Source organism: Actinospica durhamensis, assembly GCF_018139695.1.
GTDB lineage: Bacteria > Actinomycetota > Actinomycetes > Streptomycetales > Catenulisporaceae > Actinospica > Actinospica durhamensis.
Genome location: NZ_JAGSOG010000047.1, coordinates 14,627 through 41,528, shown reverse-complemented (window position 1 = coordinate 41,528; position 26,902 = coordinate 14,627). Strand labels below are relative to the sequence as shown.

25 protein-coding genes are annotated in these 26,902 nt (G+C 70.5%); 13 read left to right on the top strand and 12 right to left on the bottom strand.

Annotation, left to right across the window (positions count from 1 at the left end):
* Positions 1-121: 121 nt before the first annotated feature.
* Positions 122-568: an anthrone oxygenase family protein gene (locus tag KDL01_RS12515; protein WP_212528612.1), complete on the bottom strand. Its 447-nt coding sequence runs from the start codon at positions 566-568 to the stop codon at positions 122-124.
* A gap of 90 nt (positions 569-658) precedes the next feature.
* Here KDL01_RS12515 and KDL01_RS12510 point away from each other — a divergent pair, with 90 nt between their 5' ends.
* Positions 659-1,237 (top strand): TetR/AcrR family transcriptional regulator, encoded by a 579-nt coding sequence (locus tag KDL01_RS12510; RefSeq protein WP_212528611.1) that lies wholly within the window; start codon positions 659-661, stop codon positions 1,235-1,237.
* A 161-nt stretch (positions 1,238-1,398) separates the two neighbouring features.
* Positions 1,399-2,520, top strand: a complete 1,122-nt coding sequence (locus KDL01_RS12505) for a PP2C family protein-serine/threonine phosphatase (RefSeq protein ID WP_212528610.1) — start codon at positions 1,399-1,401, stop codon at positions 2,518-2,520.
* Positions 2,521-2,688: 168 nt separating this feature from the next.
* Here KDL01_RS12505 and KDL01_RS12500 read toward each other — a convergent pair whose 3' ends face one another.
* From KDL01_RS12500 to sdhC, 4 genes are all read right to left on the bottom strand, one after another.
* Entirely contained in the window at positions 2,689-3,420 is a 732-nt protein-coding gene (locus KDL01_RS12500; RefSeq protein ID WP_212528609.1) for a succinate dehydrogenase iron-sulfur subunit, read from the bottom strand.
* Positions 3,421-3,422: 2 nt separating this feature from the next.
* Positions 3,423-5,213: a succinate dehydrogenase flavoprotein subunit gene (sdhA, locus tag KDL01_RS12495; RefSeq protein ID WP_212528614.1), complete on the bottom strand. Its 1,791-nt coding sequence runs from the start codon at positions 5,211-5,213 to the stop codon at positions 3,423-3,425.
* A gap of 89 nt (positions 5,214-5,302) precedes the next feature.
* Positions 5,303-5,743 (bottom strand): succinate dehydrogenase hydrophobic membrane anchor subunit, encoded by a 441-nt coding sequence (locus KDL01_RS12490; protein WP_212528608.1) that lies wholly within the window; start codon positions 5,741-5,743, stop codon positions 5,303-5,305.
* A 14-nt stretch (positions 5,744-5,757) separates the two neighbouring features.
* Positions 5,758-6,192 carry a succinate dehydrogenase, cytochrome b556 subunit gene (gene sdhC, locus KDL01_RS12485; protein ID WP_212528607.1) on the bottom strand — a complete coding sequence of 145 codons (435 nt, stop codon included), beginning with the start codon at positions 6,190-6,192 and terminating at the stop codon, positions 5,758-5,760.
* 282 nt (positions 6,193-6,474) lie between these two features.
* Between sdhC and KDL01_RS12480 the strand changes: the two genes are divergently transcribed.
* Positions 6,475-8,058, top strand: coding sequence for an acyl-CoA mutase large subunit family protein (locus KDL01_RS12480; protein ID WP_212528606.1), 1,584 nt, complete (start codon positions 6,475-6,477; stop codon positions 8,056-8,058).
* Positions 8,059-8,301: 243 nt separating this feature from the next.
* Positions 8,302-8,943 (top strand): hypothetical protein, encoded by a 642-nt coding sequence (locus KDL01_RS12475; protein ID WP_212528605.1) that lies wholly within the window; start codon positions 8,302-8,304, stop codon positions 8,941-8,943.
* Positions 8,944-9,088: 145 nt separating this feature from the next.
* On the opposite strand, the gene KDL01_RS12470 is transcribed toward KDL01_RS12475, so the two are convergent.
* Positions 9,089-9,241 (bottom strand): hypothetical protein, encoded by a 153-nt coding sequence (locus tag KDL01_RS12470; RefSeq protein WP_212528604.1) that lies wholly within the window; start codon positions 9,239-9,241, stop codon positions 9,089-9,091.
* 222 nt (positions 9,242-9,463) lie between these two features.
* On the opposite strand from KDL01_RS12470, the gene KDL01_RS12465 reads away from it, so the two are divergent.
* The 8 genes from KDL01_RS12465 (at position 9,464) to KDL01_RS12430 (ending at position 20,249) form a co-directional block, all read left to right on the top strand.
* Complete coding sequence (locus KDL01_RS12465) at positions 9,464-10,693, top strand: amidohydrolase (protein WP_212528603.1); 1,230 nt, start codon at positions 9,464-9,466, stop codon at positions 10,691-10,693.
* 675 nt (positions 10,694-11,368) lie between these two features.
* On the top strand, positions 11,369-12,460 hold the full coding sequence (locus KDL01_RS12460; RefSeq protein ID WP_307846268.1) for a BMP family lipoprotein: 1,092 nt from the start codon (positions 11,369-11,371) through the stop codon (positions 12,458-12,460).
* Positions 12,461-12,563: 103 nt separating this feature from the next.
* Positions 12,564-14,153 carry an ABC transporter ATP-binding protein gene (locus KDL01_RS12455; RefSeq protein WP_212528601.1) on the top strand — a complete coding sequence of 530 codons (1,590 nt, stop codon included), beginning with the start codon at positions 12,564-12,566 and terminating at the stop codon, positions 14,151-14,153.
* The gene (locus KDL01_RS12450) at positions 14,150-15,466 is read left to right on the top strand and encodes an ABC transporter permease (RefSeq protein WP_212528600.1); all 1,317 of its coding nucleotides are present in this window, start codon (positions 14,150-14,152) and stop codon (positions 15,464-15,466) included. The genes KDL01_RS12455 and KDL01_RS12450 overlap by 4 nt, the downstream gene beginning before the upstream one ends.
* Positions 15,463-16,743, top strand: coding sequence for an ABC transporter permease (locus KDL01_RS12445; protein WP_212528599.1), 1,281 nt, complete (start codon positions 15,463-15,465; stop codon positions 16,741-16,743). Before KDL01_RS12450 ends, KDL01_RS12445 begins: the two co-directional genes overlap by 4 nt.
* Positions 16,744-16,747: 4 nt before the next feature.
* Complete coding sequence (locus KDL01_RS12440; protein WP_212528598.1) at positions 16,748-17,155, top strand: cytidine deaminase; 408 nt, start codon at positions 16,748-16,750, stop codon at positions 17,153-17,155.
* Positions 17,156-17,253: 98 nt separating this feature from the next.
* Entirely contained in the window at positions 17,254-18,552 is a 1,299-nt protein-coding gene (locus KDL01_RS12435) for a thymidine phosphorylase (RefSeq protein ID WP_212528597.1), read from the top strand.
* Between the two features lie 17 nt (positions 18,553-18,569).
* A complete protein-coding gene (locus KDL01_RS12430) occupies positions 18,570-20,249 on the top strand; it encodes an SWIM zinc finger family protein (protein WP_212528596.1) in 1,680 nt (559 codons plus the stop codon).
* Here the strand turns inward: KDL01_RS12430 and KDL01_RS12425 are convergent.
* The 6 genes from KDL01_RS12425 to KDL01_RS12400 are packed head-to-tail and all read right to left on the bottom strand — an operon-like array spanning position 20,246 to position 25,954.
* Positions 20,246-21,130, bottom strand: coding sequence for a hypothetical protein (locus tag KDL01_RS12425; protein ID WP_212528595.1), 885 nt, complete (start codon positions 21,128-21,130; stop codon positions 20,246-20,248). The genes KDL01_RS12430 and KDL01_RS12425 overlap by 4 nt on opposite strands.
* On the bottom strand, positions 21,127-21,840 hold the full coding sequence (locus KDL01_RS12420) for an ABC transporter ATP-binding protein (protein WP_246576343.1): 714 nt from the start codon (positions 21,838-21,840) through the stop codon (positions 21,127-21,129). Before KDL01_RS12420 ends, KDL01_RS12425 begins: the two co-directional genes overlap by 4 nt.
* A 45-nt stretch (positions 21,841-21,885) precedes the next feature.
* Entirely contained in the window at positions 21,886-23,016 is a 1,131-nt protein-coding gene (locus KDL01_RS12415; protein ID WP_246576338.1) for an adenosine deaminase, read from the bottom strand.
* 40 nt (positions 23,017-23,056) lie between these two features.
* Positions 23,057-23,668: a GerMN domain-containing protein gene (locus KDL01_RS12410; RefSeq protein WP_212528593.1), complete on the bottom strand. Its 612-nt coding sequence runs from the start codon at positions 23,666-23,668 to the stop codon at positions 23,057-23,059.
* On the bottom strand, positions 23,665-25,242 hold the full coding sequence (locus KDL01_RS43290; RefSeq protein ID WP_212528592.1) for a sensor histidine kinase: 1,578 nt from the start codon (positions 25,240-25,242) through the stop codon (positions 23,665-23,667). Before KDL01_RS43290 ends, KDL01_RS12410 begins: the two co-directional genes overlap by 4 nt.
* 25 nt (positions 25,243-25,267) lie before the next feature.
* Complete coding sequence (locus tag KDL01_RS12400; RefSeq protein WP_212528591.1) at positions 25,268-25,954, bottom strand: response regulator; 687 nt, start codon at positions 25,952-25,954, stop codon at positions 25,268-25,270.
* 248 nt (positions 25,955-26,202) lie between these two features.
* On the opposite strand from KDL01_RS12400, the gene KDL01_RS12395 reads away from it, so the two are divergent.
* Positions 26,203-26,835: a SigE family RNA polymerase sigma factor gene (locus KDL01_RS12395; RefSeq protein ID WP_212528590.1), complete on the top strand. Its 633-nt coding sequence runs from the start codon at positions 26,203-26,205 to the stop codon at positions 26,833-26,835.
* Positions 26,836-26,902 lie beyond the last annotated feature (67 nt).

Below are 26,902 nucleotides of genomic sequence, written 5' to 3'. Positions count from 1 at the left end.
GGGTGGCGGCGGTGGACGGTGTTTCTGAGCCGCAGCGTGAGAACGTCTGATCCACTTTGTGTCCGCTAGCAAGACTGCGGCGTAGACGGGTTGGCGCCGGCTGCGTCGTTTTGCCGCGGGTTTAGGCGAGGGCGGTGGCCAGGAGGGCGAAGGCGGCTGTGATGACGGCGACGCGGACGTAGTGGAGGCGATTCCAGCGGTTCAGTTGCTCCTGCCAGTCTGCGGGGCGGGTCTCGGGGGTCCAGGTCTTGTTTCGGTTGTTGATCGGGACGAGTAGCAGGAGCGACATGATCACGCTCAGGATCAGCAGGGCGGCGGCGGTGACGACGAGGGCGGTGCCGTGATGGTGCCATCCGGTGGCGGCCCAGGCCGCGCTGAGTATGAGTGAGCCGATGTACCAGAACGGCATCACGGCGCCGAGCATCCGGCCGCCGTGGGCGTGGCCGAGTTGGCCGGCGTCGCCGGGCAGGGCGTCGAGGATGCGCCTGAGGATGACGGCGACGGCGAACTCCACCCCCACCATCACGCCGACGACGACGGTGGTGGAGACCTCGAGTGCGGTGAGCATGATGACCCTCCCGTTATCTAGCGCTGCTAGCTGTTGATGCGACGCTAGTACTGCTGCCGCTCCGTTGTCTAGCGGTGCTAGGATCGGGTTATGTCGGTACAGGAACGCAAGGAGCGTGAGCGGGCCGAGCGGGAGCGCCTGATCGTGGCGACGGCCCGTGAGCTCGCCGAGCAGCAGGGCTGGGACGCGGTGACCACCCGGCAGCTCGCCCAGCGCATCGAGTACAGCCAGCCTGTCCTCTACAGCCATTTCCGCGGCAAGCGCGAGATCATCGGGGCCGTCGCTCTCGAGGGTGCGGCCGAGCTGGCTGTGGCGGTGCGGGCCGCGACTGCGGCCGCGTCCGGTCCTCGTGCCAAGGTCACCGCCCTCGCGCATGCCTACCTCGACTTCGCGAAGGACAACCCGGCGGTCTACGACGCCATATTCCAGCTCGACGCAGGCCTGGCTTTCGCCCACGAAGACACACCGGAGCCGTTGAAGGACGCCTTCGCCGCCCTGCTGGAATGCCTCGGCCAGGTCGCCGGGGACGGCGTGCACCCGGGCCTGCTCACCGAGGTGTTCTGGGCGGCCCTGCACGGGGTGGCCACGTTGAGTCGGGCGGGGCGGGTGCCACCGGAGTTCGCCGAGCAGAGGGTGGAACTGCTGGTCGACCGGCTTGCCATGGTCTGACGCACCATCCGTGCACCGCCCGCGTACCGTCCGAGCGGGCAGGACGACGGCCGGTTCAACCCTGCTCGCCGGTGGTCGGGGAACGGCACGCCGCGGGCGCCGGCGCGGCAATGGAGTGACGTCGTCGTGCGGTGAGCGCGGGTACGAAGCACAGTGGGAATATGAACGTTCGGGCGCCGTGGGATGGCGAGTGGCGATTCGAGTCGCGCAGCCGGTTCCTGCTTCTGGTACCGATCGCCCTGATCGTCCTGATCAGCCTGGCGGACATCCTCTCGCCCACCGACATCCATCTGGGGCCGCTGCTGGTGATCGCGCCGGCGCTCTCCTCCTCCTTCGCCAGTCCGAGGGCCACGGCCGCGATCGGGGCTCTGGCGGTGGTGGCCCAGGTGCTCATCGCCGTGTTCCACGGGGGGCTGACGACCTCGAACCACCTGGCGCAGATCGGGTCGCTGACCGTCCTTTCCGCGCTGATCGTGGTCTTCACGGTCGTGCGGGAGCGCAAGGCCCAGCAGTTGGCGCGGGCGCAGTCGGTCGCCGAGGCCGCGCAGCGGGCACTGCTGCGACCGCTTCCGGCCCGGATCGGACCGCTTCAGACCGCCACCATGTACGTCGCGGCCGAGGACGAGACCCTGATCGGCGGCGACGTCTACACCGCCACCCGCACCGAAGGCGGAACCCGGTTCCTGATCGGCGACGTACGCGGCAAGGGTCTGGCCGCGGTCGGCGAGGCGGCGCTGCTGCTCAGCGCGTTCCGCCTGGTCGCAGCGGGGCATCCGGATCTGCCCGACCTCGCCCGCGTCCTGGACCAGCACATGCAGCGCTATCTGGTGGACTTCGCCGACACCGGCAACGAGACCGGCGAGCACTTCATCACCGCCCTGCTGCTGGAGATCCCCGACAACGAGCCGGTCGCCCGGCTCACCAACAGCGGCCACCCCCCGCCGCTCCTGCTGCGCAAAGGCAAGGTGACTCTCCTGGACGGCGAGTCGGCCCCGCCGCTCGGCGTTCAGATGCTGGGGCCCAGCACCCCCGTCGAAGTGACCCACCCGTTCGACGGAAGCGACATGCTGCTGCTGTACACGGACGGGGTGACCGAGGCCCGCAACAGCGCCGGCGTCTTCTACCCGCTCGCCGAGCGCGCCTCCCGCTGGGCGGGCAGCACTCCGGAGTCGCTCATCGCGCACCTGCGCCGCGATCTGATCGCGTACGCGGGCGGCCGGCTGGGTGATGACGCCGCACTCCTGGCAGTCCGACGCACCCGCGCCACCAAGCCCCGTTCCTGATCACGGATCATGGACCACGGACCACGGGCAAAACGGATCGCGGATCGCGAGCGCCACGAATCACAGGAGGGCCCCGGCAGCGCTGTCACCAGCCCTGCCGGGGCCCTCCTCGGCACTCTCGACACTGACATCCCGCGATACCGCGATGTCGCCGAACGCCGACCGGCCTCAGACGCGCCGGGTGATCAGCGCGCGCTTGACCTCGGCGATCGCCTGGGTGATCTGGATGCCGCGGGGGCAGGCCTCGGTGCAGTTGAAGGTGGTGCGGCAGCGCCAGACGCCTTCGCGCTCGTTGAGGATCTCGAGGCGCTCCTCGGCCGCGTCGTCGCGGGAGTCGAAGATGAAGCGGTGGGCGTTGACGATGGCGGCGGGGCCGAAGTACTGGCCGTCGGTCCAGAACACCGGGCAGCTCGTCGTGCACGCGGCGCACAGGATGCACTTGGTCGTGTCGTCGAAGCGGTCGCGGTCCTTCTGGCTCTGCAGGCGCTCCTTGGTCGGCTCGTTGCCGTGCGCGATGAGGAACGGCTTGACGTCCCGGTAGGCCTGCAGGAACGGGTCCATGTCCACGACCAGGTCCTTGATCACCGGCAGGCCCTGGATCGGCTCCACCGTGATCGGCTTGGCCGGGTTCAGGTCCTTGACCAGGCTCTTGCAGGCCAGCCGGTTGCGGCCGTTGATGCGCATCGCGTCCGAGCCGCAGACACCGTGGGCGCAGGAGCGGCGGAAGGTGAGCGTGCCGTCCTGCTCCCACTTGATCTCGTGCAGCGCGTCGAGGATGCGCCAGGTCGGCAGGGCCTGGACCTGCCACTCGTCCCAGCGGTGCGTCTCGGTGTCCGGGTCGTACCGCTTGACCTGGACGGTGATGGTCATGAACTCCGGGTCGGAAGTTGCGGCGGGCATGATCAGTACTTCCTCACCATCGGCTGGTAACGGGTGACCACAACCGGCTTCCAGTCCAGACGGATCTCGTACGAGCCGTCCTCCTTGGCCTCGCGGTACGCCATCGTGTGCTTCATGTAGTTCACGTCGTCGCGGTCCTGGAAGTCCTCGCGGGCGTGGCCGCCGCGCGACTCCTTCCGGTTCAGCGCGCCGATCACCAGGACCTCGGCGAGGTCGAGCAGGAAGCCCAGCTCGACGGCCTCGAGCAGGTCCGTGTTGAAGCGCTTGCCCTTGTCCTGCACCGCGACGTTCCGGTACCGGTTCTGCAGGGCCTTGACGTCCTCCAGCGCCTGCTTGAGCGTCTGCTCGTTGCGGTAGACACCCGCGTTGTCGTCCATGGTGCGCTGCAGCTCGGTGCGGATGGCCGCGACCTTCTCGGTGCCCTTGGAGCTGCGCAGGCTCTCGATCATGGCCACCACGCCGTCGGCCGCGTCCTCGGCGATCGGGACGAGCGGGGCGGTCTTGACGAACTCGGCGGCGGCCAGGCCGGCCCGGCGGCCGAAGACGTTGATGTCGAGCAGCGAGTTGGTGCCCAGGCGGTTCGAGCCGTGCACGGACACGCAGGCGACCTCGCCGGCGGCGTAGAGGCCGGGGACGACGGTGTTGTTGTCCTGCAGCACCTCCGCCTGCACGTTCGTGGGCACGCCGCCCATCGCGTAGTGCGCGGTCGGGTAGACCGGGACCAGCTCGGTGGTCGGCTCCACGCCCAGGTAGGTGCGCGCGAACTCGGTGATGTCCGGGAGCTTCTCCTCGATCTGCTCCGCCGGGAGGTGGGTCAGGTCCAGGTAGACGTAGTCCTTGTGCGGGCCGGCGCCGCGGCCCTCGCGCACCTCGAGCACCATCGAGCGCGCCACGATGTCGCGCGGCGCGAGGTCCTTGATGGTGGGGGCGTAGCGCTCCATGAACCGCTCGCCGTCGGCGTTGCGCAGGATGCCGCCCTCGCCGCGCGCGCCCTCGGTCAGCAGGATGCCCAGGCCCGCGAGGCCGGTGGGGTGGAACTGGTAGAACTCCATGTCCTCCAGCGGCAGGCCCTTGCGCCAGACGATGCCCATGCCGTCGCCGGTCAGGGTGTGCGCGTTCGAGGTGGTCTTGAACACCTTGCCGAAGCCGCCGGTCGCGAAGATCACGGCCTTGGCCCGGAAGATGTGGATCTGACCGCTCGCCAGTTCGTAGGCCACCACGCCCGCGGTCGGGCGCACGCCGTCCTCGCCCGGCTCGCCGAGGAGCAGGTCGAGCACATAGAACTCGTTGTAGAACTCGATGCCCTCCTTGACGCAGTTCTGGTACAGCGTCTGGAGGATCATGTGGCCGGTGCGGTCCGCGGCGTAGCAGGAGCGGCGCACGGCCGCCTTGCCGTGGTCGCGGGTGTGGCCGCCGAAGCGGCGCTGGTCGATCCGGCCCTCGGGGGTGCGGGAGAAGGGCAGGCCCATCTTCTCGAGGTCGAGGACCGCGTCGATGGCCTCCTTGCACATGATCTCGGCGGCGTCCTGGTCGGTCAGGTAGTCGCCGCCCTTGACCGTGTCGAAGGTGTGCCACTCCCAGTTGTCCTCCTCGACGTTCGCCAGCGCGGCGCACATGCCGCCCTGGGCCGCGCCGGTGTGGGACCGGGTCGGGTAGAGCTTGGTCAGCACGGCCGTGCGGGACCGGGTGCCGGCCTCGAGGGCCGCGCGCATGCCGCCGCCGCCCGCGCCGACGATCACGGTGTCGTAGGTGTGCACCTGGAACGCCCCGCGGGTGGAGGGCGCCGTGACCATGTCGGTGTAGGAGTACTTGTACTCGTCGCCGCCGACGTTCGGCGGGGTGACCTGGTACGTCGTCTCAGTGCTGTCAGTCATGGAGCGCCTCAGGCCTTGATGGAGGGGTCGAACGTGAAGATGACGAGGCTGCCGAGGAACACCATCCAGATCGACGCGGTGTACAGCAGCGTCTTGAGGGTGACCCGGGTGCCGTTGCGCTCGGCGTAGTCGTTGATGACGGTGCGCAGGCCGTTGGTGCCGTGCAGGGTGGCCAGCCAGAGCGTGAGCAGGTCCCAGATCTGCCAGAACGGGGAGGCCCAGCGTCCGGCCACGAAGGCGAAGTCGATCTTCTCCACGCCGCCGTCGAGCACGAGCATGATGAACAGGTGACCGAGGACGAGGAAGGTGAGCAGCAGGCCGGAGAAGCGCATGAACAGCCAGCTGTAGAGCTCGAAGTTGGTCCGGCCGGCCCGCGAGGTGCGGCGCGAGCGCAGCTTCTGGCCGGTCTTCGGCGCGCGGGGGGCCTCGATGGCGGGGGTCGTCGTCATGATCGCAGTCCCTCTCAGTACCCGAAGATCCGGTGCAGCGAGTGCGCCAGGATGGGGTAGAACATCCCGGCCATCAGCACGACCCAGACGCCCACGACCCACCACAGCAGCTTCTTCTGGTTGCGGGCGCCCTTGGCCCAGAAGTCCACCGCGATGATGCGCAGGCCGTTGAACGCGTGGAACACGATCGCGGCGGTCAGGCCGTACTCGAGGAAGTTCGTGATCGGGTTCTTGTAGGTGTCGATCACGCTGTTGTAGTCGCTCTGGGAGACACGCAGCAGGGACGCGTCGAGCACGTGCGCGAACAGGAAGAAGAAGATCAGGACGCCGGTGATCCGGTGCGCGACCCAGCTCCACATGCCTTCGCGGCCGCGGTAGAGCGTGCCCTTCTTTCCGGACCTCTTACCGGCGCGGGAACCCGCTCCGGCGCCAGACGTTGTAGTGGCCATGGGCTCCGCCCTGCCCCTTCCTGATCGTCGTCCTCGTCGGCCGTCAGGTTAACCACCCCACAGGGTGGCCCAATGACCATCGGGCGGCTTATGTGAGCGATCTCGCACCGGACATCGCGGACAAATCTCCCCACTAGTGGATCTCATGGGCGTGTGATTCGCACGACAGTGGGTCCTGTCGAGTGACCGGGGTTACACCCCGGTACCCCGGATCTGTACGCTGTCGAATCGGGAGGCGACTCGCGCCTACCCGTACGAATATCGCCCGGATTGGGATCTTCGATGACTTCTGCGCTCAACGAGTCAGGGCTGCCGATCGAGCCGGTCTACGGCCCCGAGGCGCTCGAGGGCTGGGATCCGCAGGCGCGGCTGGGGCGGCCGGGGGCCTACCCGTTCACCCGCGGCGTCTATCCGAGCATGTACACCGGTCGGCCCTGGACGATGCGTCAGTACGCCGGGTTCGGCACGGCGGCGGAGTCCAACGCCCGGTACAAGCAGCTGATCGCGAACGGCTCGACCGGCCTGTCGGTGGCCTTCGACCTGCCCACGCAGATGGGCTACGACTCGGACGAGCCGATCGCGCAGGGCGAGGTGGGCAAGGTCGGCGTGGCGATCGACTCGATCGAGGACATGCGGACGCTGTTCGGCGGGATCCCGCTGGAGCGCGTCTCCACCTCGATGACGATCAACGCCCCGGCCTCGATCCTGCTGCTGCTCTACCAGCTCGTGGGCGAGGAGCAGGGGGTCAAGCCGGGGCAGCTGACCGGCACGATCCAGAACGACATCCTCAAGGAGTACATCGCCCGCGGGACCTACATCTTCCCGCCGGCGCCCTCGCTGCGGCTGGTCGCGGACGTGTTCGCGTACTGCAAGCACGAGATCCCGAAGTGGAACACGATCTCGATCTCCGGCTACCACATGGCCGAGGCCGGCGCCTCGCCCGCGCAGGAGGTCGCCTTCACCCTGGCCGACGGCATCGCCTACGTGCGCGCGGCGGTGGCCTCGGGCCTGGACGTGGACGAGTTCGCCCCGCGCCTGTCGTTCTTCTTCGTGGCGCGCACGACGCTGCTCGAGGAGGTCGCCAAGTTCCGCGCGGCCAGGCGGATCTGGGCCCGCGTCATGCGCGAGGAGTTCGGCGCGAAGGACCCGAAGTCGCAGATGCTGCGCTTCCACACGCAGACCGCCGGGGTGCAGCTGACGGCCCAACAGCCCGAGGTGAACCTGGTCCGGGTCGCGCTGCAGGGCCTTGGCGCGGTCCTCGGCGGCACCCAGTCGCTGCACACGAACTCCTTCGACGAGGCCATCGCGCTGCCCACGGAGAAGGCCGCGCGCCTGGCCCTGCGCACGCAGCAGGTGATCGCCTACGAGACGGACGTGACCAAGACGGTCGACCCGTTCGCCGGCTCGTACGTGGTGGAGTCGATGACGGACGCGCTCGAGGCCGAGATAGGGACTCTGATGCAGCGCGTGGAGGACCTCGGCGGCGCGGTCGCGGCGATCGAGCACGGCTTCCAGAAGTCCGAGATCGAGCGTTCGGCGTATCAGATCACGCAGGAGATCGACGGCGGCGAGCGCGTGGTGGTGGGCGTGAACCGCTTCGCCCTCGACGAGGAGGAGCCGTACGAGCCGCTGCGGGTGGACCCGACCATCGGCGAGCAGCAGACCGAGCGCCTGGCCAAGCTCAGGGCGGCCCGGTCCGCCGGCGAGGTCACCCGCGCCCTCGACGAGGTCAAGCGCGCGGCCGAGGGCAGCGAGAACGTGCTCTACCCGATGAAGGAGGCGCTGCGCGCCTGCGCCACGGTCGGCGAGGTCTCGCACGCGCTGCGCGCGGTGTGGGGCACGTACGTACCGCGGGACGCCTTCTGAGCTGGGCTGATGCGCCCAGCGGCCGGTTGGTCTTTTCGGTGTTAGCGTGAGGTTGACACGCAGCTGTCACGGTCAGCCGCCCGCAGGGGGTGCAGCCGCGCCCCACGCGGGTGGCAGTCTGGAGCGATCAGTATGCGAGGACCGGCACGCACGCATTCGGTAAGCGCACGAGGCACGGGCGCGCACGCGCGGTGGACGACGCTCACGCTGGCGGCGGGGGCCTGCGGGCTGCTGTGTACGACCTTGACCACCGGGTTCACCGGCGCTGGGGCGGCGGCGGGAGTGGGTCTGTCCGCCGGTGAGCCGACGGCGTCGCAGCTGAAGGCGGCCTTGCTCTCGCAGCAGGATCTCGGGCCCAGCTACACGCCGGTGCCCTCCTCGCCCCCGAGCTCCGGCGGTGGCGGCGGCGGATCGACCGTCACCGGCTGCCCCGAGCTGAGCAGCCTGCTCAACGCCACCACGGCGGGCGACCGGACGGTGCAGTCCGAGACGTACCAGGTCGGGCAGCTCGGGCCGTTCCTGAGCGAGGCGCTGGTGACCGCGCCCGCCTCGACCCTGCACGCGGACTACGCGCGCGACAAGGCCGCGCTGACCAGTTGCAAGAGCATGACCGTGAACGCCGGGGGAGCGCCGCTCAAGCTCGCCATGACGCCGGTGAACCTCGGCGTGGCCGGGTCGACGGCGGTGCGGCTGTCCGGCGACTACAACGGCGTGCAGATCAACGGGGACCTGGCGATCGACCAGGCCGGGCAGGTCGAGCTCGGCTATATCTTCCTGCAGATCGAGGGCAGCTCGCAGCAGCAGGCGATCGCGGTGTTCAAGCAGGCGGACGCGAAGGTGCAGCAGGCCTTCGGGTCGGCGGCCGGCGCCGGCTCGAGCGTCTGAGGCCCGTCGCCGGGGCCGGGGCCGGGCAATCGGAGGCAAGGGGAATGGAGCGGAGAGCAGCGCGATCGGGGGCGCGGCGGAGCCGAGTCCGAGCGCCGGTCAGACCGGAGGCCGCTCTCCGCGGTAGACGGCGTGCCTGGGCGGGTCAGCTCGCGGGGGTGCGCTCGGGTACCCGCTCGATCCGGACGTCCTGCTTGTGCGCGCCGCAGCCGCAGGGGTTGCAGCGGCACGGGTTGCAGCTGCAACCGCGACCGGTGCAGCCGCAGGCGGCCTCCTGCGGTGTGGTCGATTGCGTCATGAACCCTCCCGTTTGTGTGCGTGAACGGTTACGGATAGTCCGTTCCCGCCCTGCGTATCCGTTACCCTCGGTGACCCGGGCGCACTCGGTGCACCCGAGGGTGCATTGCGGTGGCGCGCCCCGGGCGCGGCATAGTCCGGTCGGATCATTTGTGGCCCCCGGAGGGGTCAACTGGGAGCAAAAACGCGTCGCAGACGGGATTGACGGGTCTACCGTTGGGGAATGGTCAGGAACCTTGCTGTCCCGTATCACCCCGCGCCCGTGTACTCCACGAGCGCACTGACCCCCGCGCGTATCGCCGAGCTCATCGAGATCCGCCGCGATCTGCACGCCCACCCGGAGCTCGCCCGCCAGGAACAGCGCAGCACGGCCCTGGTGGCCGAGCGGCTGCGCGAGGCAGGGCTCGAGCCGCGGGTGCTGCCCACCGGGACCGGCCTGATCTGCGACATCGGCGCGCGCCCGGGCCAGGGTCCGGGGCACCTTTCCTTTCCCGGCCGCCTGGCCATCCGGGCCGACCTCGACGCGCTGCCCATCCAGGAGGCGCCCGGCCTGCCCTTCCGCTCGGTCAGCGACGGGGTCTCGCATGCCTGCGGCCACGACATCCACACCACCGTGGTGCTCGGCACCGGGCTCGCGCTGGCCGAGGCGGCGGCCCGGGGCGCGGCGGTGCCGCCGGTGCGGCTGATCTTCCAGCCGAGCGAGGAGGCCATGCCCGGCGGCGCGCTGGACATGGTCGCGGCGGGCGCGCTCGAGGGCGTCGGCCGGGTCGTGTCGCTGCACTGCGACCCGAAGGTGGACGCGGGCAAGGTGGGCCTGCGCATCGGCCCGCTCACCGCCGCCTGCGACAAGCTCGCGGTGCGCCTGTCCGGCCCGGGCGGGCACACCTCGCGCCCGCAGCTCACGGTGGACCTCGTACACGCGCTCGCGCACCTGGTCACCGAACTGCCCGCCGCGCTCTCGCGCCGGGTGGACCCGCGGCACGGACTCTCGCTGGTGTGGGGCTCGATCAACGCGGGCCAGGCCCCGAACGCGATCCCGCAGGCCGGCGAGGCGCACGGGACGGTGCGCTGCATGGACGAGCGGGCCTGGGCCGACGCGCCCGACCTGGTGCTCGAGCTGGTCGACTCCATCGCCTCGGTCTACGGCGCGAAGACGGAGCTGGACTACGTGCGCGGGGTGCCGCCGGTGGTCAACGACGAGGCCACGATCGAGGACATGCGCACGGCCGCCGGGCTGGTGTGCGGCCCGGAGAACGTCGTCGCGATCGAGCAGTCCCTTGGCGGCGAGGACTTCTCCTGGTACCTGCGCCACGTCCCCGGCGCCATGGTCCGCCTCGGGGTGCGCACCCCCGGCGACACGGTGCAGCGCGACCTGCACCAGCCCAGCTTCCTCGCGGACGAGTCGGCGATCGGCGTGGGCGTGCGGTTCTTCACCGAACTCGCGATGGGCTGAGCGCGCGCCGAGTAAGGCCGCTCTTCGAGTACGGCCGCACGGGGGTGCGGGGGGATCGGGTAGGCGGCGCGGGGCACGGGGCCCGCGCGTGGTAGTCGGTCGGGCCGCCGAATCTCTGTACTGATTCATCCCTTATATACCGATTCATCGGAATCGGCCGCGCGCGGTCCGCGGCAAAGGTTCTCCCTGGGCACATATCGACGAACTCGCATATGCGGAGCATTTCGGTGTGGATGCGCGCATACTGACCGCCGGCCGCACCTCCCGCCTCGCCCACCTCCCTTCTGACGGGCATTCACGATTCCGCAGTACCGGGTCGATCCGACGCCTGGCGGCCATGTGCGGCCTTCCGGGGCTATCCGTGCGAGACACCTCTTGGTAACGTTTTCCGAGCCGAGGCCGTGAGCGCCCTCCGAGGGCACCATTCGTGCAGGAATGCTCGCGGGTTGTGGTGAAATCCGTCGCGGGAGCGTGCTGTGCATCACGGATTCATCTCGACTTTCCACCGGAGCCATCTCGTTCCGTACACATCCGGAGGAACCCCCCAAATCGAATGGTCCTGGGATCTATCCTCTGCTCGTGGTCGGACTCGGCCAACACTTCTCTCAGGTTTCCCAGCGTCGTGCGACAGCCCCCTCGGGCCGGGGCGTTGGGCCGTACTCAGGAGGCATCAGAGTGAAGAAGTCGCTCAAGCTCGGCGCCGCGCTCGCGGCGGTCGGCCTCGCGGCCTCGGCGTGTGGATCCGCGCCGGTCTCGACTTCGTCCGGCAGCGGTAGTACCGCCTCCGCCGCGGCGTGGAGTGCGTGCATGGTGACCGACACCGGAGGCATCGACGACCACTCGTTCAATGCCGAGTCGTGGGCCGGAATGCAGGACGCGGCCAAGGCCTCGGGCGGCAAGATCGCGGTCTCCTACGTCCAGTCGAACACGGAGAACGACTACACCAGCAACATCTCCTCGCTGGTGTCCAAGGGCTGCAAGTTCATCGTCACGGTGGGCTTCGCGATGGCCGACGCCACCACCGCCTCGGCGAAGAAGAACACGAGCCAGCAGTACGCGATCGTGGACAACACCTCCTCCGGCAGCCACATCCAGGGCCTGCAGTTCAACACCGCGCAGGGCGCCTTCCTCGGCGGCTACTTCGCCGCGGGCATGACCCACACCGGCAAGGTGGCCACCTTCGGCGGCGCCAAGTACCCGACCGTCACCGTCTACATGGACGGCTTCTGGGAGGGCGTGCAGTACTACAACGCGCAGCACCACACGAGCGTGCAGGTCCTCGGCTGGAACGAGAAGACCCAGCAGGGCACCTTCGACACCTCGGCCAACCCCTTCGGCGACCAGGCCGGCGGCAAGCAGATCGCCCAGACCTTCCAGAGCCAGGGTGCGGACATCGTCTTCCCGGTGGCCGGCGGCACCGGCATCGGCGCGCTGCAGGCCGCGGCGGCCAGCGGCGGCAAGATGAACGCGATCTGGGTCGACGACGACGGCTGCCTGTCCAACTCCACCTACTGCTCCTCGATCCTGACCTCGGTCACCAAGGGCATAGCCACCGCGGTGAACACCTCGGTCACCGACGCCTTCGACGGCAAGTTCACCTCGACCTCGTACATCGGCACGCTGGCCAACGGCGGCACCGGCCTCGCCCCGTTCCACGACTGGGCCTCGAAGGTGCCGACCGCGCTGCAGACCGAGCTCGACACGGTGAAGCAGGGCATCATCAACGGCACCATCAAGATCACCTCGACGAGCCAGCCGACCCCGTAGTCCGGCCGCTCGCTCACCCCGCCGGGTGCGCAGCCTGTTGCGCACCCGGCGGATGTGTTTTTCTGTGTCAACGTAGACCGAAGTGCGAGAGACGGGTGAAGCGGTGCGTCTGGAATTACGCTCCATCACCAAGCGGTTCGGGTCGCTGGTCGCCAACGACCACATCGACCTGACCGTGGAGCCGGGGGAGATCCACTGCCTCCTCGGGGAGAACGGCGCGGGCAAGTCCACTCTGATGAACGTCCTGTACGGGCTCTACCAGCCGGACGAGGGCGAGATCCTGGTGGACGGCAAGCCCCGGAAGATCTCCGGACCGCGCGACGCCATCGCCGCCGGCATCGGCATGGTGCACCAGCACTTCATGCTCGTCCCCGTCTTCACGGTCGCGGAAAACGTTATCCTCGGCGACGAGGCACAGCTCGGCACGGCCAAGGGCCCGTTGAACGTCCTGGACCACCGCACCGCGCGGCGCAAGGTCAAGGAGATCTCCGAGCAGTTCGGCCTCCCGGTGGACCCGGACGCCCGGATCGAGGACCTCGCGGTGGGCGTGCAGCAGCGCGTCGAGATCGTCAAGGCCCTGGTCCGGGACGCGCAGACGCTGATCCTGGACGAGCCGACCGCGGTGCTCACCCCGCAGGAGATCGAGGACCTGTTCAAGGTCATGGACGCGCTGCGCAAGGCCGGCAAGTCCATCGTCTTCATCACCCACAAGCTCGGCGAGGTCAAGGCGATCGCCGACCGGATCACCGTGATCCGGCACGGCAAGGTGGTCGGCAGTGCCGATCCGTCCATGAGCCAGGACGAACTCGCCGCCATGATGGTGGGGCGTTCGGTGCAGCTGACGGTGAGTAAGACCCCGTCGACGCCGGGCGCCGAGGGCCTCGTGGTGAGCGGCCTGACGATCCGTGACGTACACGGGAACGCGGCCGTGGACGACGTCTCGTTCACCGTGCGCGGCGGCGAGATCCTCGGCATCGCCGGGGTGCAGGGCAACGGGCAGTCCGAGCTCGCCGACGCCATCTTGGGCCTCGTCCCGGTCGAGTCCGGCTCGGTCAAGCTCAAGGGCGAGGAACTGCTCGGCCGCGATCCGCGCGCGGTACTCGACGCGGGCGTCGGCTTCATTCCGGAGGATCGCGGGCACGACGGCGTGGTGGGCGAGTTCACCGTGGCCGAGAACCTGGTGCTCGACCTCTACCACCGGGCGCCTTTCGGCCGCGGCCTTTCGGTCGACCTCGGCGAGGTGGAGCGCAACGCCAAGGACCGCATCGCCGAGTTCGACATCCGCCCGGCCGACCCGCGACACCCGGCCGGCAAGCTCTCCGGCGGAAACCAGCAGAAGGTGGTGGTGGCCCGGGAGATGTCCCGGCCGCTGAACCTGCTGGTGGCTTCGCAGCCCACCCGCGGCGTGGACGTCGGCGCGATGGAGTTCATCCACAAGCGGATCGTGGCCGAACGCGACCTCGGGCGCCCGGTGGTGGTGGTCTCCACCGAGCTCGACGAGGTGATCGCGCTCTCGGACAAGATCGCGGTGATGTACCGCGGCAAGATCGTGGACACCGTTTCGCCGGACACCCCGCGCGAGCAGATCGGCCTGCTGATGGCCGGTATCGCCCGGACGGACGGGGAGGCGGACGCCGCCCCGGGGTCCGGCACGGAAAACCCCACGGAACCCTCGGACGGTGAGGACGCGTGACGACCCAGGATCCCAAGGACGCCCCGAAGCCGGACGCCCTGCCCGAGAACACGGACGCCCTGCCCGAGAACACGGCCGCCGAGCCCGACAACCCGGACACCGAGCCCTCCAACTGGGGGCGGCTGGTGCGCAACGTCTTCACGGCGCAGAGCACGCCGCTGGTGACGGTGCTCGCGATCCTGTTGGCCCTGCTGGTTGGCGCGATCCTGATCATCGTCTCCGACCCGGTGGCGATGGGTCAGCTCGGCTACTTCTTCTCCCGGCCGACCGACTTCTTCGACACCGCCTGGCACGACGTGGCCAACGGGTACGCGGACCTGTTCAAGGGCTCGGTGTTCAACCCGGCCTTCGTCCACGGCACCCCGTCGCAGTTCTTCGGGCCGATCACCAGCACGCTCGAGGACGCCACCCCGCTGATATTCGGCGGCCTGGCCGTGACGGTGGCCTTCCGCGGCGGCATGTTCAACATCGGCGGCCAGGCCATGACGATCTCCGGCGCGATCCTGACCACCTACGTGGCCTTCGCCTGGACCGGCCTGCCCGGCGCGCTGCAGCTGATCGTGGCGGTGCTCGGCGGTATCGTCGGCGGCGTGGTGCTCGGCGCCCTGGTCGGCTGGCTCAAGGCCAGGCGCGGGGCGCACGAGGTGGTCGTGACGATCATGCTCAACTACATCATGTTCTTCTTCCTGTCGAACTATCTGCTGACCACCACGGCGTTCCACGACCCGACCAAGGCGGGGCAGTCGCTGTCCAAGCCGGCCGGGCCGAACGCGATCCTGCCGCACCTGTTCGGCCCGTCCCTCAACACCGACTTCGGCCTCGTGCTCGCGCTGGTGGCCACGGCCCTGGTGGCCTGGTTCTTCCGCCGCTCCAAGCTGGGCTTCGAGATCCGCGCGGTGGGCCTGAACCCGGCCGCGGCCCGGACCAACGGCATCAGCGTGGGCCGGGTGCAGATCTGGGCGATGGTCATCTCCGGCGGCCTGATGGGCCTGATCGGGGTGACCCAGGTGCTGGGCCTGAACAACCCCAACAACAACTCGCTGAGCCCGAACATCGACGCCGGGCTCGGCTTCAACGCGATCACCGTGGCGCTGCTCGGCCGGACCAAGCCCTGGGGCGTGGTCTGGGCGGCCCTGCTCTACGGCGCGTTCCAGGCGGGCGCCTCGGTGATGCAGGCGAACGACGGGATCTCCACCGACATCATCAGCGTCATCGAGGCCCTGATCGTGATCTTCGTCTCCGCCCCGCAGCTGGTCAAGGAGATCTTCCGGCTTCGTTCCCGCGACGCCGCTATCGCTGGAGCCGCCGCGTGACCACCGCCACCGTCACCCCGCACGCCGAGATCGCGCAGACGGCGAAGGACCGCACGAAGCTGACCTCCGGGCTGGCGCAGGCCGCCGTCGGCATCTTCGCGATCTGGGCCTTCGGCCTCGGCCCGCGCACCGGCTCCGGCGTGCGCACGCTGTTCGGATTCGGCCAGAACCCCGGGACGTATCAGCTCTCGCTCCCGGCCCAGGGCTTCGCGCTCGGCCTCAGCGCCCTGGCCATCGGGTGCGGGCTGGTGACCGCGTTCGCGCCGGTGACCAAGAAGGCGCGGCGCTGGATCGCCGGGGTCTACTTCGTCGCGATGGTGCTGGCCTTCCTGGTGTGGGCGGCGGCCGGGCAGTCCTCCGGGCTGCCGGTGCCCAACATCGTGCTGCAGACCGCGCTTGCCACGGTGCCGCTGGTGCTCGGCTCGATGAGCGCGCTGCTGGCCGAGCGTTCCGGCGTGGTCAACATCGCGGTGGAGGGGCAGTTCCTGGCCGGCGCGTTCACCGCCGCGCTGACCGCCTCGATGACCGGGAACGTCTGGGTGGGCCTGGTGGCCGGCATGGCCGCGGGCGCGGCGATGAGCATGCTGCTGGCCTTCTTCGCCAACCGCTACCTGATCGAGCAGGTCGTGCTCGGCGTCGTGGTCAACGTGCTGGCCTCGGGCCTGACCGGGTTCTTCTACGACCGGCTGATGGCCACCAACCAGGCCGAGTACAACAACCCGCCGCTGTTCCAGACCTGGCGCATCCCCGGCCTGGCCTCGATTCCGGTGATCGGGCAGCTGTTCGACCAGAACATCGTGTTCTACGCGGCGTTCCTGATCGTCCCGCTGCTGTGGTACATGCTCTACCAGACCCGCTGGGGCCTGCGCACCCGCGCGGTCGGCGAGCACCCGCTGGCCGCCGACACCGTCGGCATCAAGGTGCTGGGACTGCGCTACCGCAACCTGTTCTACTCCGGCCTGCTCTCCGGCCTTGGCGGGGTGTGGTTCACCATCGGCAACACCGGGCAGTTCGGCAAGGACATGAGCGTGGGCAAGGGCTACATCGCCATCGCGGCCCTGATCGTCGGACGCTGGTCCCCGATCGGCGCGTTCGCGGCCTCGCTGATGTTCGGCTTCGCGATCTCGCTGCAGTACTTCCTCTCCCCGCTCGGCACGCCCATCCCGAGTGCGTTCCTGCAGATGGCGCCGTACGCGATCACCATCTTCGTGGTCGCCGCGATCGGGAAGAAGGCGCGGCCGCCGGCGGCGTCGAACAAGGCGTTCAAGAAGGGCTGAGCCGATGTCGCAGCAGCACTCGACGACCGTGGACTGGGACGCCCTGCGCGACGCCGCCCGCGACGCGCTGGCGCACTCCTACTCGCCGTACTCGAACTACCCGGTCGGGGCCGCCGCGCTGGTGGACGACGGCCGGGTGGTGGTCGGGGCGAACATCGAGAACGCCTCCTACGGGGTGACGCTGTGCGCCGAGTGCGCGCTGGTGTCGCAGCTGCGGATGAGCGGGGGCGGGCGGCTGGTGGCGTTCGCCTGCGTGGACGGGCAGGGCGAGTGCCTGATGCCGTGCGGACGCTGCCGACAGCTTCTCTACGAGTTCGGCGGCGACGAACTGCTGGTCGACACCCCGCGCGGGGTGCAGCCGATGAGCGAGGTGCTGCCGCAGGCCTTCGGGCCGCAGCACCTCGCCCGCTGAGCCGCACCCCGCTGAGCCCGACCCAGCCCGCTGAGCCCGACCCCGCCGAGCACGCACAGAGCCGCCGAGTACCTGAGCACCGAAAGACCGGGAACGCCGTGGACGTCATCGACATCATCATCGCCAAGCGGGAGTCGCGGGAGCTGACGGACCGGCAGATCGACTGGCTGATCCCGGCCTACACCGCCGGGCAGGTGGCCGAGGAGCAGATGTCGGCGCTGGCCATGGCGATCCTGCTGAACGGGATGAACCGGCGGGAGGTCTCCCGCTGGACCGAGGCCATGATCGGCACCGGGATCCGGATGGACTTCTCCGGCCTGGACCGGCCGACCACGGACAAGCACTCCACCGGCGGGGTCGGCGACAAGATCACGCTGCCGCTGGCCCCGCTGGTGGCGGCCTGCGGGGCGGCGGTGCCGCAGCTGTCCGGGCGCGGGCTCGGGCACACCGGCGGCACGCTGGACAAGCTCGAGTCCATCCCGGGCTGGCGGGCGCAGCTGTCCGAGGCGGAGATGTTCGGCGTGCTGCGCGAGACCGGCGCGGTGGTGTGCGCGGCGGGCGACGGCCTGGCCCCGGCGGACCGCAAGCTCTACGCGCTGCGGGACGTGACCGGCACGGTGGAGTCGATCCCGCTGATCGCCTCGTCCATCATGTCCAAGAAGATCGCCGAGGGCACCGGCGCGCTGGTGCTGGACGTGAAGGTGGGCTCGGGCGCGTTCATGAAGGACCTGGACCGGGCGCGCGAGCTGGCCGAGACGATGGTCTCGCTCGGCACCGACCACGGGGTCAGGACGGTGGCGCTGCTCACCGACATGGACACCCCGCTCGGCCTGACGGCGGGCAACGCGATCGAGGTGCGCGAGTCGCTCGAGGTGCTCGCCGGCGGCGGCCCGGCGGACGTGGTCGAACTCACCCTCGCGCTGGCCCGGGAGATGCTCGCGGGCGCGGGCCTCGACGGGGTGGACCCGGCTGAGAAGCTGGCGAACGGTCAGGCCATGGACGTGTGGCGGCGGATGGTCCGGGCGCAGGGCGGGGATCCGGACGCGGCGCTGCCGGTGGCGCGCGAGCAGCAGGTGCTCACCGCCGCCGCCTCGGGCACGCTGACCCGGCTGGACGCGCTGCAGGTGGGGGTCGCGGCCTGGCGCCTCGGCGCCGGCCGGGCCCGCAAGGAGGATCCGGTGCAGGCGGGCGCGGGCGTGGTGATGCACGCCAAGCCAGGCGACGCGGTGCGGGCCGGGCAGCCGCTGCTGACGCTGCACACTGATACGCCGGAGCGGTTCGAGGCCGCGCAGGCCGCGCTGGAGGGTGCCTGGCGGATCGAACCGGCCGATCCGCAGCAGCCTTCGACGGCGCGGACGCGGTCGAATGCGTCACTGCTGCTGGATCGCATCGCCTGACCAGTACTATCTTCCGTATGGCGCTGGCGTTTACCGAGGACGATCTGCGGAACGCGGCCGGACCGATGGGTTTCGAGCGGGGGCTCGGCTACCGCGACGGTGTGGAAGAGCTCGATATCGGTCCGGACGAGGTCAACGCCATCGTCGTGGGCTCCTTCGAGTACGACGTCACGCTGTCGCGGGAGCGCGGCGTGCTGGTGGGGGAGTGCTCCTGTCCGTGGGGGCAGGAGGGCAACTTCTGCAAGCACTGCGTGGCGGTCGGCCTCACGGTGCTCGCAGCCTGGGCCGCCGGCACGGCCGGGGTGGCGCCGGGTCCGGCCAGGCCCGACCTCGACGCCTGGCTCGAGTCGCTGGGCGAGGCCGAGCTGCGCGAGGAGCTGCGGGTGCTGATACGCGGCGACCGGGAGCTGCGGCGCCGGTTCGAGCTGCGGGTCGCGCAGGCCGGGCAGGACGCCGGGCAGGTACGGGGCCTGGTACGGCAGCTGCTGCGGCGCGGCGGACGCGAGTTCATCGACTACGAGGACGGCGACGCGTACGCGGTGCGGGTCGAGGAGGCCGGGCACGCGATCGAGGGCCTGATCGTGGCGGGCGCGGGCGAGGAGGCGATGCTGGTGTGCCGCGAGGCGACCGGGTTCGCACTCGAGGCGCTGGCCACGGCCGAGGACGCGAACGGCTCGATCAGCGCGTCGGTCGCCGAACTGCTGCCGCTGCACCTGCACGCCTGCCGGGCCGCGGGGCCCGATCCGCTGGAGCTGGCCCGGCACCTGGCCGAGCACAACCTCGCGGACGAGTTCGACCTCGGCTACGACCTGGGCGACTACGCGGAACTGTTGGGGGCCAAGGGCTTCGAGCATCTGCGCGACGTGGTGGCCGCGGCGTACGAGCGCAATCCCAAGGGGCGGCGCGAGCGCGCGCTGATGGAGGAGCTCGTCCGGCGCGGCGGGGACCTCGACGAACTCGTCGCGCTGCTCGCCCGGGACCTCGACTCCTACGGCCGCCAGCACCTGCGCATCGCGATCGACCTGGATGCGGCCGGGCGCGGGGACGAGGCGCTCAAGTGGGCGGAGACCGGGCTGCGCGAGAGCACCGGCTTCGTCGGCACCGACCTGGTCGAGTTCGTGGCGCTGCGCTACACCCAGGCCGGCCGGTTCAAGGACCTGCTGCGGCTGCGCCGCGAGCGATTCTCGAGCGAGCTGACCGTCTCGCACTTCGAGCTGCTGCGCGAGACGGCCACGGCGCTCGGGATCTGGGAGAGCGAGCGCAACCGGGCGATGGTGCTGCTGCGCCGGGACGCGGCCAAGCAGGGCCCGCTCGCGCGCTACGGCATGGGCCCGGTGCTGATCGACGTGCTGATCGCCGAGGGCGACTTCGAGGGCGCGTGGGAGCAGGCGCAGAAGGGTTCGAGCGAGCCGCAGCGGCTCAAGCTCGCCGCGCTGATCCGCCCGTCCCGCCCGGCCGAGGCGCTGACGGTGTATCAGCGGGCGCTCGAGCCGCTGCGCTCGCAGACGGGTGAAGAGGCCTACCGCCGCGTCATGGAGCTGCTCCAGGGCGTCCAGGCCTGCCACGCCGTGCTCGGCACTGCGGCCGAGTTCGCCGCGTACCTGGCCGCCTTCCGGGCCGAGCAGAAGCGCAAGCGCAACCTGATCCGGCTGCTCGACGCGGTCGGCCTGACGACGGATCAGGGCGGCGTGTCCTAACCGGCGTCCGACCTGGTGAAGCGCAGATACGCCGCGGCCGAGAACACCAGCGGCCAGGCCAGGTACAGCGGATACGCGGCGGCGAGCGGGGGCTGGCCGGAGCCGCCGTCGCGCAGGTAGAGCAGCTCGCCCAGCAGCGACGGCGCGAGATACTCCTGCACCGAGTGGCTCACCGCCGCGCCGAGCAGCGCGATCAGGAACAGGTACACGAACACCAGGGCCACGATGCTCGCCGCGGTGCTGCGCATGATCATCCCGATCGCGAAGCCGAGAGCGGTCGCGCCGAGCAGGCAGACCACCGCGCCGAACAGGCGCAGCAGCACCCTGCCTTCGAACGCGCCGACCGAGATGCCGAGGTGCCGGGCCAGCAGCGCGTCGCCGATCCAGAACACCACGAGGATGCTCGCCAGGGCCGCGGGCGCCGCCGCGAGCATCGCGGCGGTGAGCTTCGCGCCGAAGAGCCGGCCGCGACGCGGGACGGCGGTGAGGGTGGAGCGGATCATGCCGTTCGAGTACTCGACACACGCGCAGTACGCGCCGAAGCAGCCGAACAGCACGGCGGCCAGGACGACTCCGCCGAAGATGATGCCGAGCGGGTCGGGGGCGTTGGACAGTTGTAGTGCCCGGATCTGCGCGGCCTGCGCGGCGGGGATGTGTGCCGGGACCGATACGACGAACCGCTGCTGCTGGTTCGCGCTCGAGATCCCGACCAGCAGCACGACGATCACGCCGAGGGCGGGCAGGGTCACCAGCCGGAATATCGAGCGCAGCTTCGCATTCTCGGCCCGCAGCACGTCGCGCCAGCCCGGCACGTCCTCGGCCGCCGCCTCCTCGGGCCACGCCTCGTCCGGCAGCTCCGCGTCCGCCGTGGTCGCGCTCACCGCTGCGCCCCCGATCCCGCGGCGGCCGCGAGGTAGAGCTCGGAGAGCGAGCCCACGCCGTGCTCGCGCGCGAGTTCGTCCTTGGGGCCGTCCAGCAATACCCGGCCGTCCTTGATCAGCACGACGTGGTCCACCGACGCCTCGGCCTCGGCCAGGTGGTGCGAGCTCAGCACGGCCGTCCCGCCCGCCGCGGTGTGCTCGCGCAGCAGCCGGTGCACCCAGGCGATGCCCTCCGGGTCGAGGCCGTTCGTCGGCTCGTCCAGGATCAGCAGCCGCGGCCGGCCGAGCAGCGCCGCCGCGATGCCCAGGCGCTGGCGCATGCCCAGCGAGTAGCCGCCCACCGAACGGCGGGCGGCCTGGGCCAGGCCGACCTCCTCGAGCAGCGCCGCCACCCGCTCCGCCGGGATCCGCCCGGCCAACGCCAGGGTCCTGAGGTAGGCCAGGCCGGACTGCGCCGGATGCGCCCCGACTCCGTCCAGCAGCGCCCCGGCCACCCGGGCCGGGGCGGGCTGCTCGGTGAACGCGCGTCCGGCGATCCGCACCCAGCCCGCGTCCGGCCGGTCAAGGCCGAGCGCCAGGCGCAGCAGGGTGGACTTGCCCGCGCCGTTCGGGCCGAGCAGGCCGGTGACCCGGCCCGCCGGCACCCGCAGGCTCACCCGGTCCAGCGCCTGGATCCGGCCATAGCGCTTGCTCGCCCCCGCGGACTCCATCACGGGGGCGAGCATAGACGAACCCTGATGACCGCGCCCGCGTCCTCAGCCGCGCAGCGCGTGGAACTCCTCGATGATCAGGTCGGACAGCTCGTCCCTGCGGTCCTGCGGCAGGAACGCGGCCTCGATCCCGTTGAGCGCGACCAGCTCAAGGTCGGCCAGGTCCCAGTCGAACGCGGCCACCAGCAGGCCGAGCTCCCGCGACATCGAGGTGCCGCTCATCAGCCGGTTGTCGCAGTTGACGGTGATGGTGAAGCCGAGCTCGTACAGGCGCTGGATCGGGTGCTCGGCGATCTTCGCGGCGATCCCGGTCTGCAGGTTCGAGGACGGGCACACCTCCAGCGCGATCCGGCAGTCGCGCACGTACGCGGCCAGCCGGCCGAACTCGGCCGTGTCGTCCTCGCCGAACCGCACGTCCTCGATCACCCGCACGCCGTGCCCGAGCCGCAGCGCGCCCTGGTGCACCGCCGCGGCCACCGAGGCCGGGCCGTCCGCCTCGCCGGCGTGGATGGTGAAGCGGAAGAACTGCTCGCGCAGGTAGCGGAACGCGTCGGCGTGCAGCTCCGGGCTGAAGCCCAGCTCGGGGCCGGCGATGTCGAACCCGGCCACGCCGCTGTCCCGGTGGCGCACCGCGAGCTCGGCGATCTTCAGGCTGTGCCCGGGCTCGGTGTTCTGCCGCATCGCCGTCACCAGCGTCGCGGCCGTGATCGCGTGCCCGTCGTTGCGGGCCTGCTCCTCGCCGTCCCGGCAGCCGGCGTTGACCGCCTCGACCACCTCGTCCAGGCTCAGCCCGCCGCGCAGGTGCTGCTCCGGGGCGTAGCGCAGCTCCGCGTAGACCACGCCGTCGGCCGCCAGGTCCTGCACCGCCTCCGCCGCCACCCGGCGCAGCGCCTCAGCGCTCTGCATCACCGCGACGGTGTGGTCGAAGGTCTCCAGGTAGCGCACCAGCGAACCGGAGTCGGCCGCGTCGCGGAACCAGGCGCCGAGCGCCACGGGGTCGGTCGTCGGCAGCGAGCCGGAGTATCCGGCGGCCTCGGCCAGTTCCACCACGGTGGCCGGACGCAGCCCCCCGTCGAGATGATCGTGCAGGGCCACCTTGGGCGCCCGGCGGATCTGATCCTCGGTCACGGCCGGCTCTGCGCCGGACTGCTCGGACTGCGCGTAGGTCTCGGTCATCGGACCAGGGTACGCGAGTACGCCGCGGTCCGGTCGCCGCTTACTGGGCCGGTGAGGCCTCGTCCGTGCTCGCCGACGGCGTGCCGCTCTGATCGGGGTTCAGGTTGTAGGCCGGGGCGCCGAGGTCCTGGAAATCGTCCCAGCAGATGTACCAGGTCGGCTTGTTGTCGCCGTAGACCGTGCCCACCGAAGGCGCCTGGAGGTTCGCCTGGATCGAGCAGACGACCTGCGCCCGCTCCTCCATGGTGAGCTCGTCCGAGAACTGATACAACCAGGCCTCGCCCTGCGCGGTGAGGTCCACCACCTTCAGCCCGGTCGGGATCTCGCTGGTGTAGCCCTGGGCCAGCTCGGCCTTGGTCGGCCCCTGTATCACCGCGTCCAGGATGTCCTGCTGGCTCGCCTGACCCGTCGCCGAACGCTTCGTCGAGGCCAGGTGGCCGTTCTGGAAGAAGTACAGGTAGTACGTGTACGCGCCGCCGCTCGGGCCGCCGCCCGGGAGCACCCCGGCCCCCTGCGCGACCGGCTGCGCCCCGACCACCTGCACCCCGGTGGACTCGATCCCACAGCCCGCGGTGGCCAGCAGGGCCGCGGCTCCGGCGGCCGAGGCAAGGCCGCGGCGCCTGGCACGTCGTGCGTGCTGGGTCGCGCTCACCGGCTCCTCGCCTCCCATTGGCGTACCTCGTGCCGCCCGGACGAGGAGAGCAGCCCCTCCGCGTCCAGCCCCCGCTGATCGGGGATCTCGCCCTGCGCCGGACGGTGCCGGGGCAGTCTGAAGGTGAAGACGGCTCCGCCCTCGGGACGGTTCCGGGCCGCCAGGTCGCCGTCGTGCAGGCGGGCGTTCTCCCAGGCGATGGCCAGCCCCAGGCCGCTGCCCTCGCTGCGCCCGCGCGCCTTGTCCGCCTTGTAGAAGCGCTCGAAGATGTGCGGCAGCGCGTCGTTCGGGATGCCCGGGCCGTTGTCGGCCACCTCGATCATCAGCATGTCGGTGTACTCGTGCACGGTCAGCTCCACCGGCTCGCCGCCGTGCTTGAGCGCGTTGCCACACAGGTTCGCCAGCACCACGTCGATCCGGCGCGTGTCCACCCGCACCGGCACCACGGTGGGGGTGCGCACCCGCACCTTCTCGCTCCACCCGCGCGCCTCGATGGTGGCCTCGATCAGCTCCGGTAGGTTCACGTCCTCCACCCGCATGCCCGCGGTGCCCGCGTCCATCCGGGAGATCTCCATCAGGTCCTCGACCAGCCGGGCCAGGCGCTTGGTCTCGTTCGCGATCAGGTGCGCGGCCGACATCGTGGTCGGGTCCATGTCCTGCACGTCCTCGAGCACCTCGGTCACCGCCGTCATCGCGGTCAGCGGGGTGCGCAGCTCGTGCGAGACGTCCGCGACGAACCGGCGCGAGGCCGCGTCCATCGCGCGCAGCTCCTCCATCGACTGCGCCAGTGCCCGGGCGGTCTCGTTGAAGGTGCGCGAGACGTCGGCCAGCTCGTCGGTGCCGCTCGCCTCGAGGCGCACCTCGAGGTCGCCGTGGCCGAGCCGGCGTGCGGCCATGCCCAGGCGGCGGATCGGGCCGAGGATGTTGCGGGAGGCGAAGAAGGCCACCACGGTGGCCCCTATCAGCGCCAGCAGCGCCGAGACCGCGCCGATCAGCACCAGGTTGTCCAGCACGCGCTGTTCCTGGCTCAGGTCGGTGAAGGTGAACACCTGCATGCCGGTGCCGGTGAGCGTCGCGCCGGTCAGGACGTAGGGCACCCCGTTGATGGTGGTGCGCTGCTGCACCATGTGCTCGAGCGCGGCGGCCTTGAACTGCGCGGGCACCGCGGTCAGCTGCGAGTTGCTCGCCACCGAGCCGACGGTGGGGCTCAGGATCAGCACCGCGTAGCCGTTCTTGGCCACCTGGTTGGCCAGCGAGTGCAGCACCACGCTGACCTGGGCGTCGTCGCTCCCGTTGGAGCTCGCGGCGGACTGGAGCTCGCCGCCGTAGGCGGAGAAGACCTCGTCGAGGTTGCTCACCGCGGTCTGCTGGGTGCGGTTGAGCGTCGCGCTGCGGGTCAGGTAGTAGGAGGCGCTGGTGATGATGACGGCGGTGATCACGGCCACCGCGGCGAAGCCCGCGAACAGCCGCGGCCGGATCCCGGTCAGCCGCAGTCCGCGCCGGTGCAGTCCGCGCCGCCACCAGCCCACTCCGTGCCGCGTCGAGCGCGAGCGCTGGTCCGGCCGGCGGTTCACCGCTTCCGCCCCGGGCCGGGCGCGCTCACCGCGGGGGGTCCAAGCGGTAGCCGATGCCGCGCACGGTGCGGATGAGCTGCGGGTCCCCGGGCACCAGCTCGACCTTGGCGCGCAGCCGCTGCACGCAGGCGTCCACCAGCCGCGAGTCGCCGAGATAGTCGTGGTCCCACACCAGCCGCAGCAGCTGCTGGCGCGAGAGGGCCTGGCCGGGCCGGCGGGAGAGCTCGACCAGCAGCTTCAGCTCGGTGGGGGTGAGCGAGATGGGCACCCCGGCGCGCGAGACGATCATGGCGGAGCGGTCCACCGAGAGGTCCCCGAACACGGCCACGTCCGCCTGGTCGGGCACCGATCCGCCGTGGCGCCGCAGCACCGCCCGGATGCGCGCGTCGAGCACCCGCGGCTGCACCGGCTTGACCACGTAGTCGTCCGCGCCGGACTCCAGGCCCACCACGACGTCGATGTCGTCGCTGCGCGCGGTCAGCAGGATGATGGGCACCTGGTCGGTACGCCGGATGCGGCGGCACACCTCGAAGCCGTCGAGGCCGGGGAGCATCACGTCGAGCACGACGAGCTCGGGACGCTGGGTCTGCCACAGTTCCAGACCCTCCTCGCCCGTGGCGGCGGTCGTCACACGGTGACCCTGTCGGGTCAGCGCGAGCTCGATCGCCATCCGGATGGAGGGATCGTCTTCGACGAGCAGGAGACTAGGCACCTACCCATTTTTACCGATGAAACGCCTGTCTGCGGTACCCGTACGCGTGGGCCGAGATCTCCGTCGCATTCCGGTGGACACGCCGTCATGGCCCGGACACCCCCAGTGAGCGTGTCGGGAACGAAGATCACTTCGCGTGTTCGGTACTACACCCGAGGTGACGGGCGTGCGCCCGCTCCGCGACCCTGTGGCAAAGCTGTGACGCGAATCGGACTGGGCGATGAAGAGCGGGGACCAGGGTGGTAGCCATGAGCTTCCCAACTCTGACCCTTCCTGTCCCCGCCGAAAGAGCAGACGCGCCCCCCGCGGCCGCCGGTTCCCGCGCGATCGATAACGCTTCGGCCACGATTCCCGGCGACTTCGCCGCGTACGTGGCCGAACGCCGTTCCTCGCTGCTGCGCACCGCCCACCAGGTGGCCGGAGACCGCACCGAGGCCGAGGATCTGCTGCAGGAGGGCCTGCTCAAGACCTACCAGGCCTGGCACCGCATCGAGGACAAGGCCGTGGTCGGCTCCTACCTGCGCCGCACCATGACGAACCACCAGATCTCGCAGTGGCGCAAGCGCCGGGTGGAGGAGTACCCCACCGACGAGCTGCCCGAGCGCCCATACGACGGCGAGTCGATGACGCAGGTGGAGATGCGGGTGGCGGTCGCCCGCGCGCTCGGCCGGCTCTCCGCGCGCGACCGCGAGGCCCTTTCGCTGCGCTACTACGGCTCCTACACCGACACCGAGATCGCCGAGCGCATGGGCGTGTCGGTCGGCACGGTGAAGTCCGCGCTGTGGCGTGCCCTGCGCAAACTGCGCGACGACCCCTCGCTGCGTCCGCTGGCCGGCTACGTCACCTCCGACGCGCAGTGGCTCGAGCCGGTGGCGGCCTGACCGGTCGGCTCGGGCCGGCCGGGCGCGCCCGGCCCGCCGGGCCCGCGGGAGCGCGGTAAGGGTCGGC

Excerpts from the sequence above, each read along its gene's own strand:
- KDL01_RS12515 (WP_212528612.1), bottom strand. The coding sequence starts at position 568 with ATGCTCACCGCACTCGAGGTCTCCACCACCGTCGTCGTCGGCGTGATG.
- KDL01_RS12510 (WP_212528611.1), top strand. The coding sequence starts at position 659 with ATGTCGGTACAGGAACGCAAGGAGCGTGAGCGGGCCGAGCGGGAGCGC.
- KDL01_RS12505 (WP_212528610.1), top strand. The coding sequence starts at position 1,399 with ATGAACGTTCGGGCGCCGTGGGATGGCGAGTGGCGATTCGAGTCGCGC.
- KDL01_RS12500 (WP_212528609.1), bottom strand. The coding sequence starts at position 3,420 with ATGCCCGCCGCAACTTCCGACCCGGAGTTCATGACCATCACCGTCCAG.
- sdhA (WP_212528614.1), bottom strand. The coding sequence starts at position 5,213 with ATGGTCACGGCGCCCTCCACCCGCGGGGCGTTCCAGGTGCACACCTAC.
- KDL01_RS12490 (WP_212528608.1), bottom strand. The coding sequence starts at position 5,743 with ATGACGACGACCCCCGCCATCGAGGCCCCCCGCGCGCCGAAGACCGGC.
- sdhC (WP_212528607.1), bottom strand. The coding sequence starts at position 6,192 with ATGGCCACTACAACGTCTGGCGCCGGAGCGGGTTCCCGCGCCGGTAAG.
- KDL01_RS12480 (WP_212528606.1), top strand. The coding sequence starts at position 6,475 with ATGACTTCTGCGCTCAACGAGTCAGGGCTGCCGATCGAGCCGGTCTAC.
- KDL01_RS12470 (WP_212528604.1), bottom strand. The coding sequence starts at position 9,241 with ATGACGCAATCGACCACACCGCAGGAGGCCGCCTGCGGCTGCACCGGT.
- KDL01_RS12465 (WP_212528603.1), top strand. The coding sequence starts at position 9,464 with ATGGTCAGGAACCTTGCTGTCCCGTATCACCCCGCGCCCGTGTACTCC.
- KDL01_RS12440 (WP_212528598.1), top strand. The coding sequence starts at position 16,748 with ATGTCGCAGCAGCACTCGACGACCGTGGACTGGGACGCCCTGCGCGAC.
- KDL01_RS12430 (WP_212528596.1), top strand. The coding sequence starts at position 18,570 with ATGGCGCTGGCGTTTACCGAGGACGATCTGCGGAACGCGGCCGGACCG.
- KDL01_RS12420 (WP_246576343.1), bottom strand. The coding sequence starts at position 21,840 with ATGGAGTCCGCGGGGGCGAGCAAGCGCTATGGCCGGATCCAGGCGCTG.
- KDL01_RS12415 (WP_246576338.1), bottom strand. The coding sequence starts at position 23,016 with ATGACCGAGACCTACGCGCAGTCCGAGCAGTCCGGCGCAGAGCCGGCC.
- KDL01_RS12395 (WP_212528590.1), top strand. The coding sequence starts at position 26,203 with ATGAGCTTCCCAACTCTGACCCTTCCTGTCCCCGCCGAAAGAGCAGAC.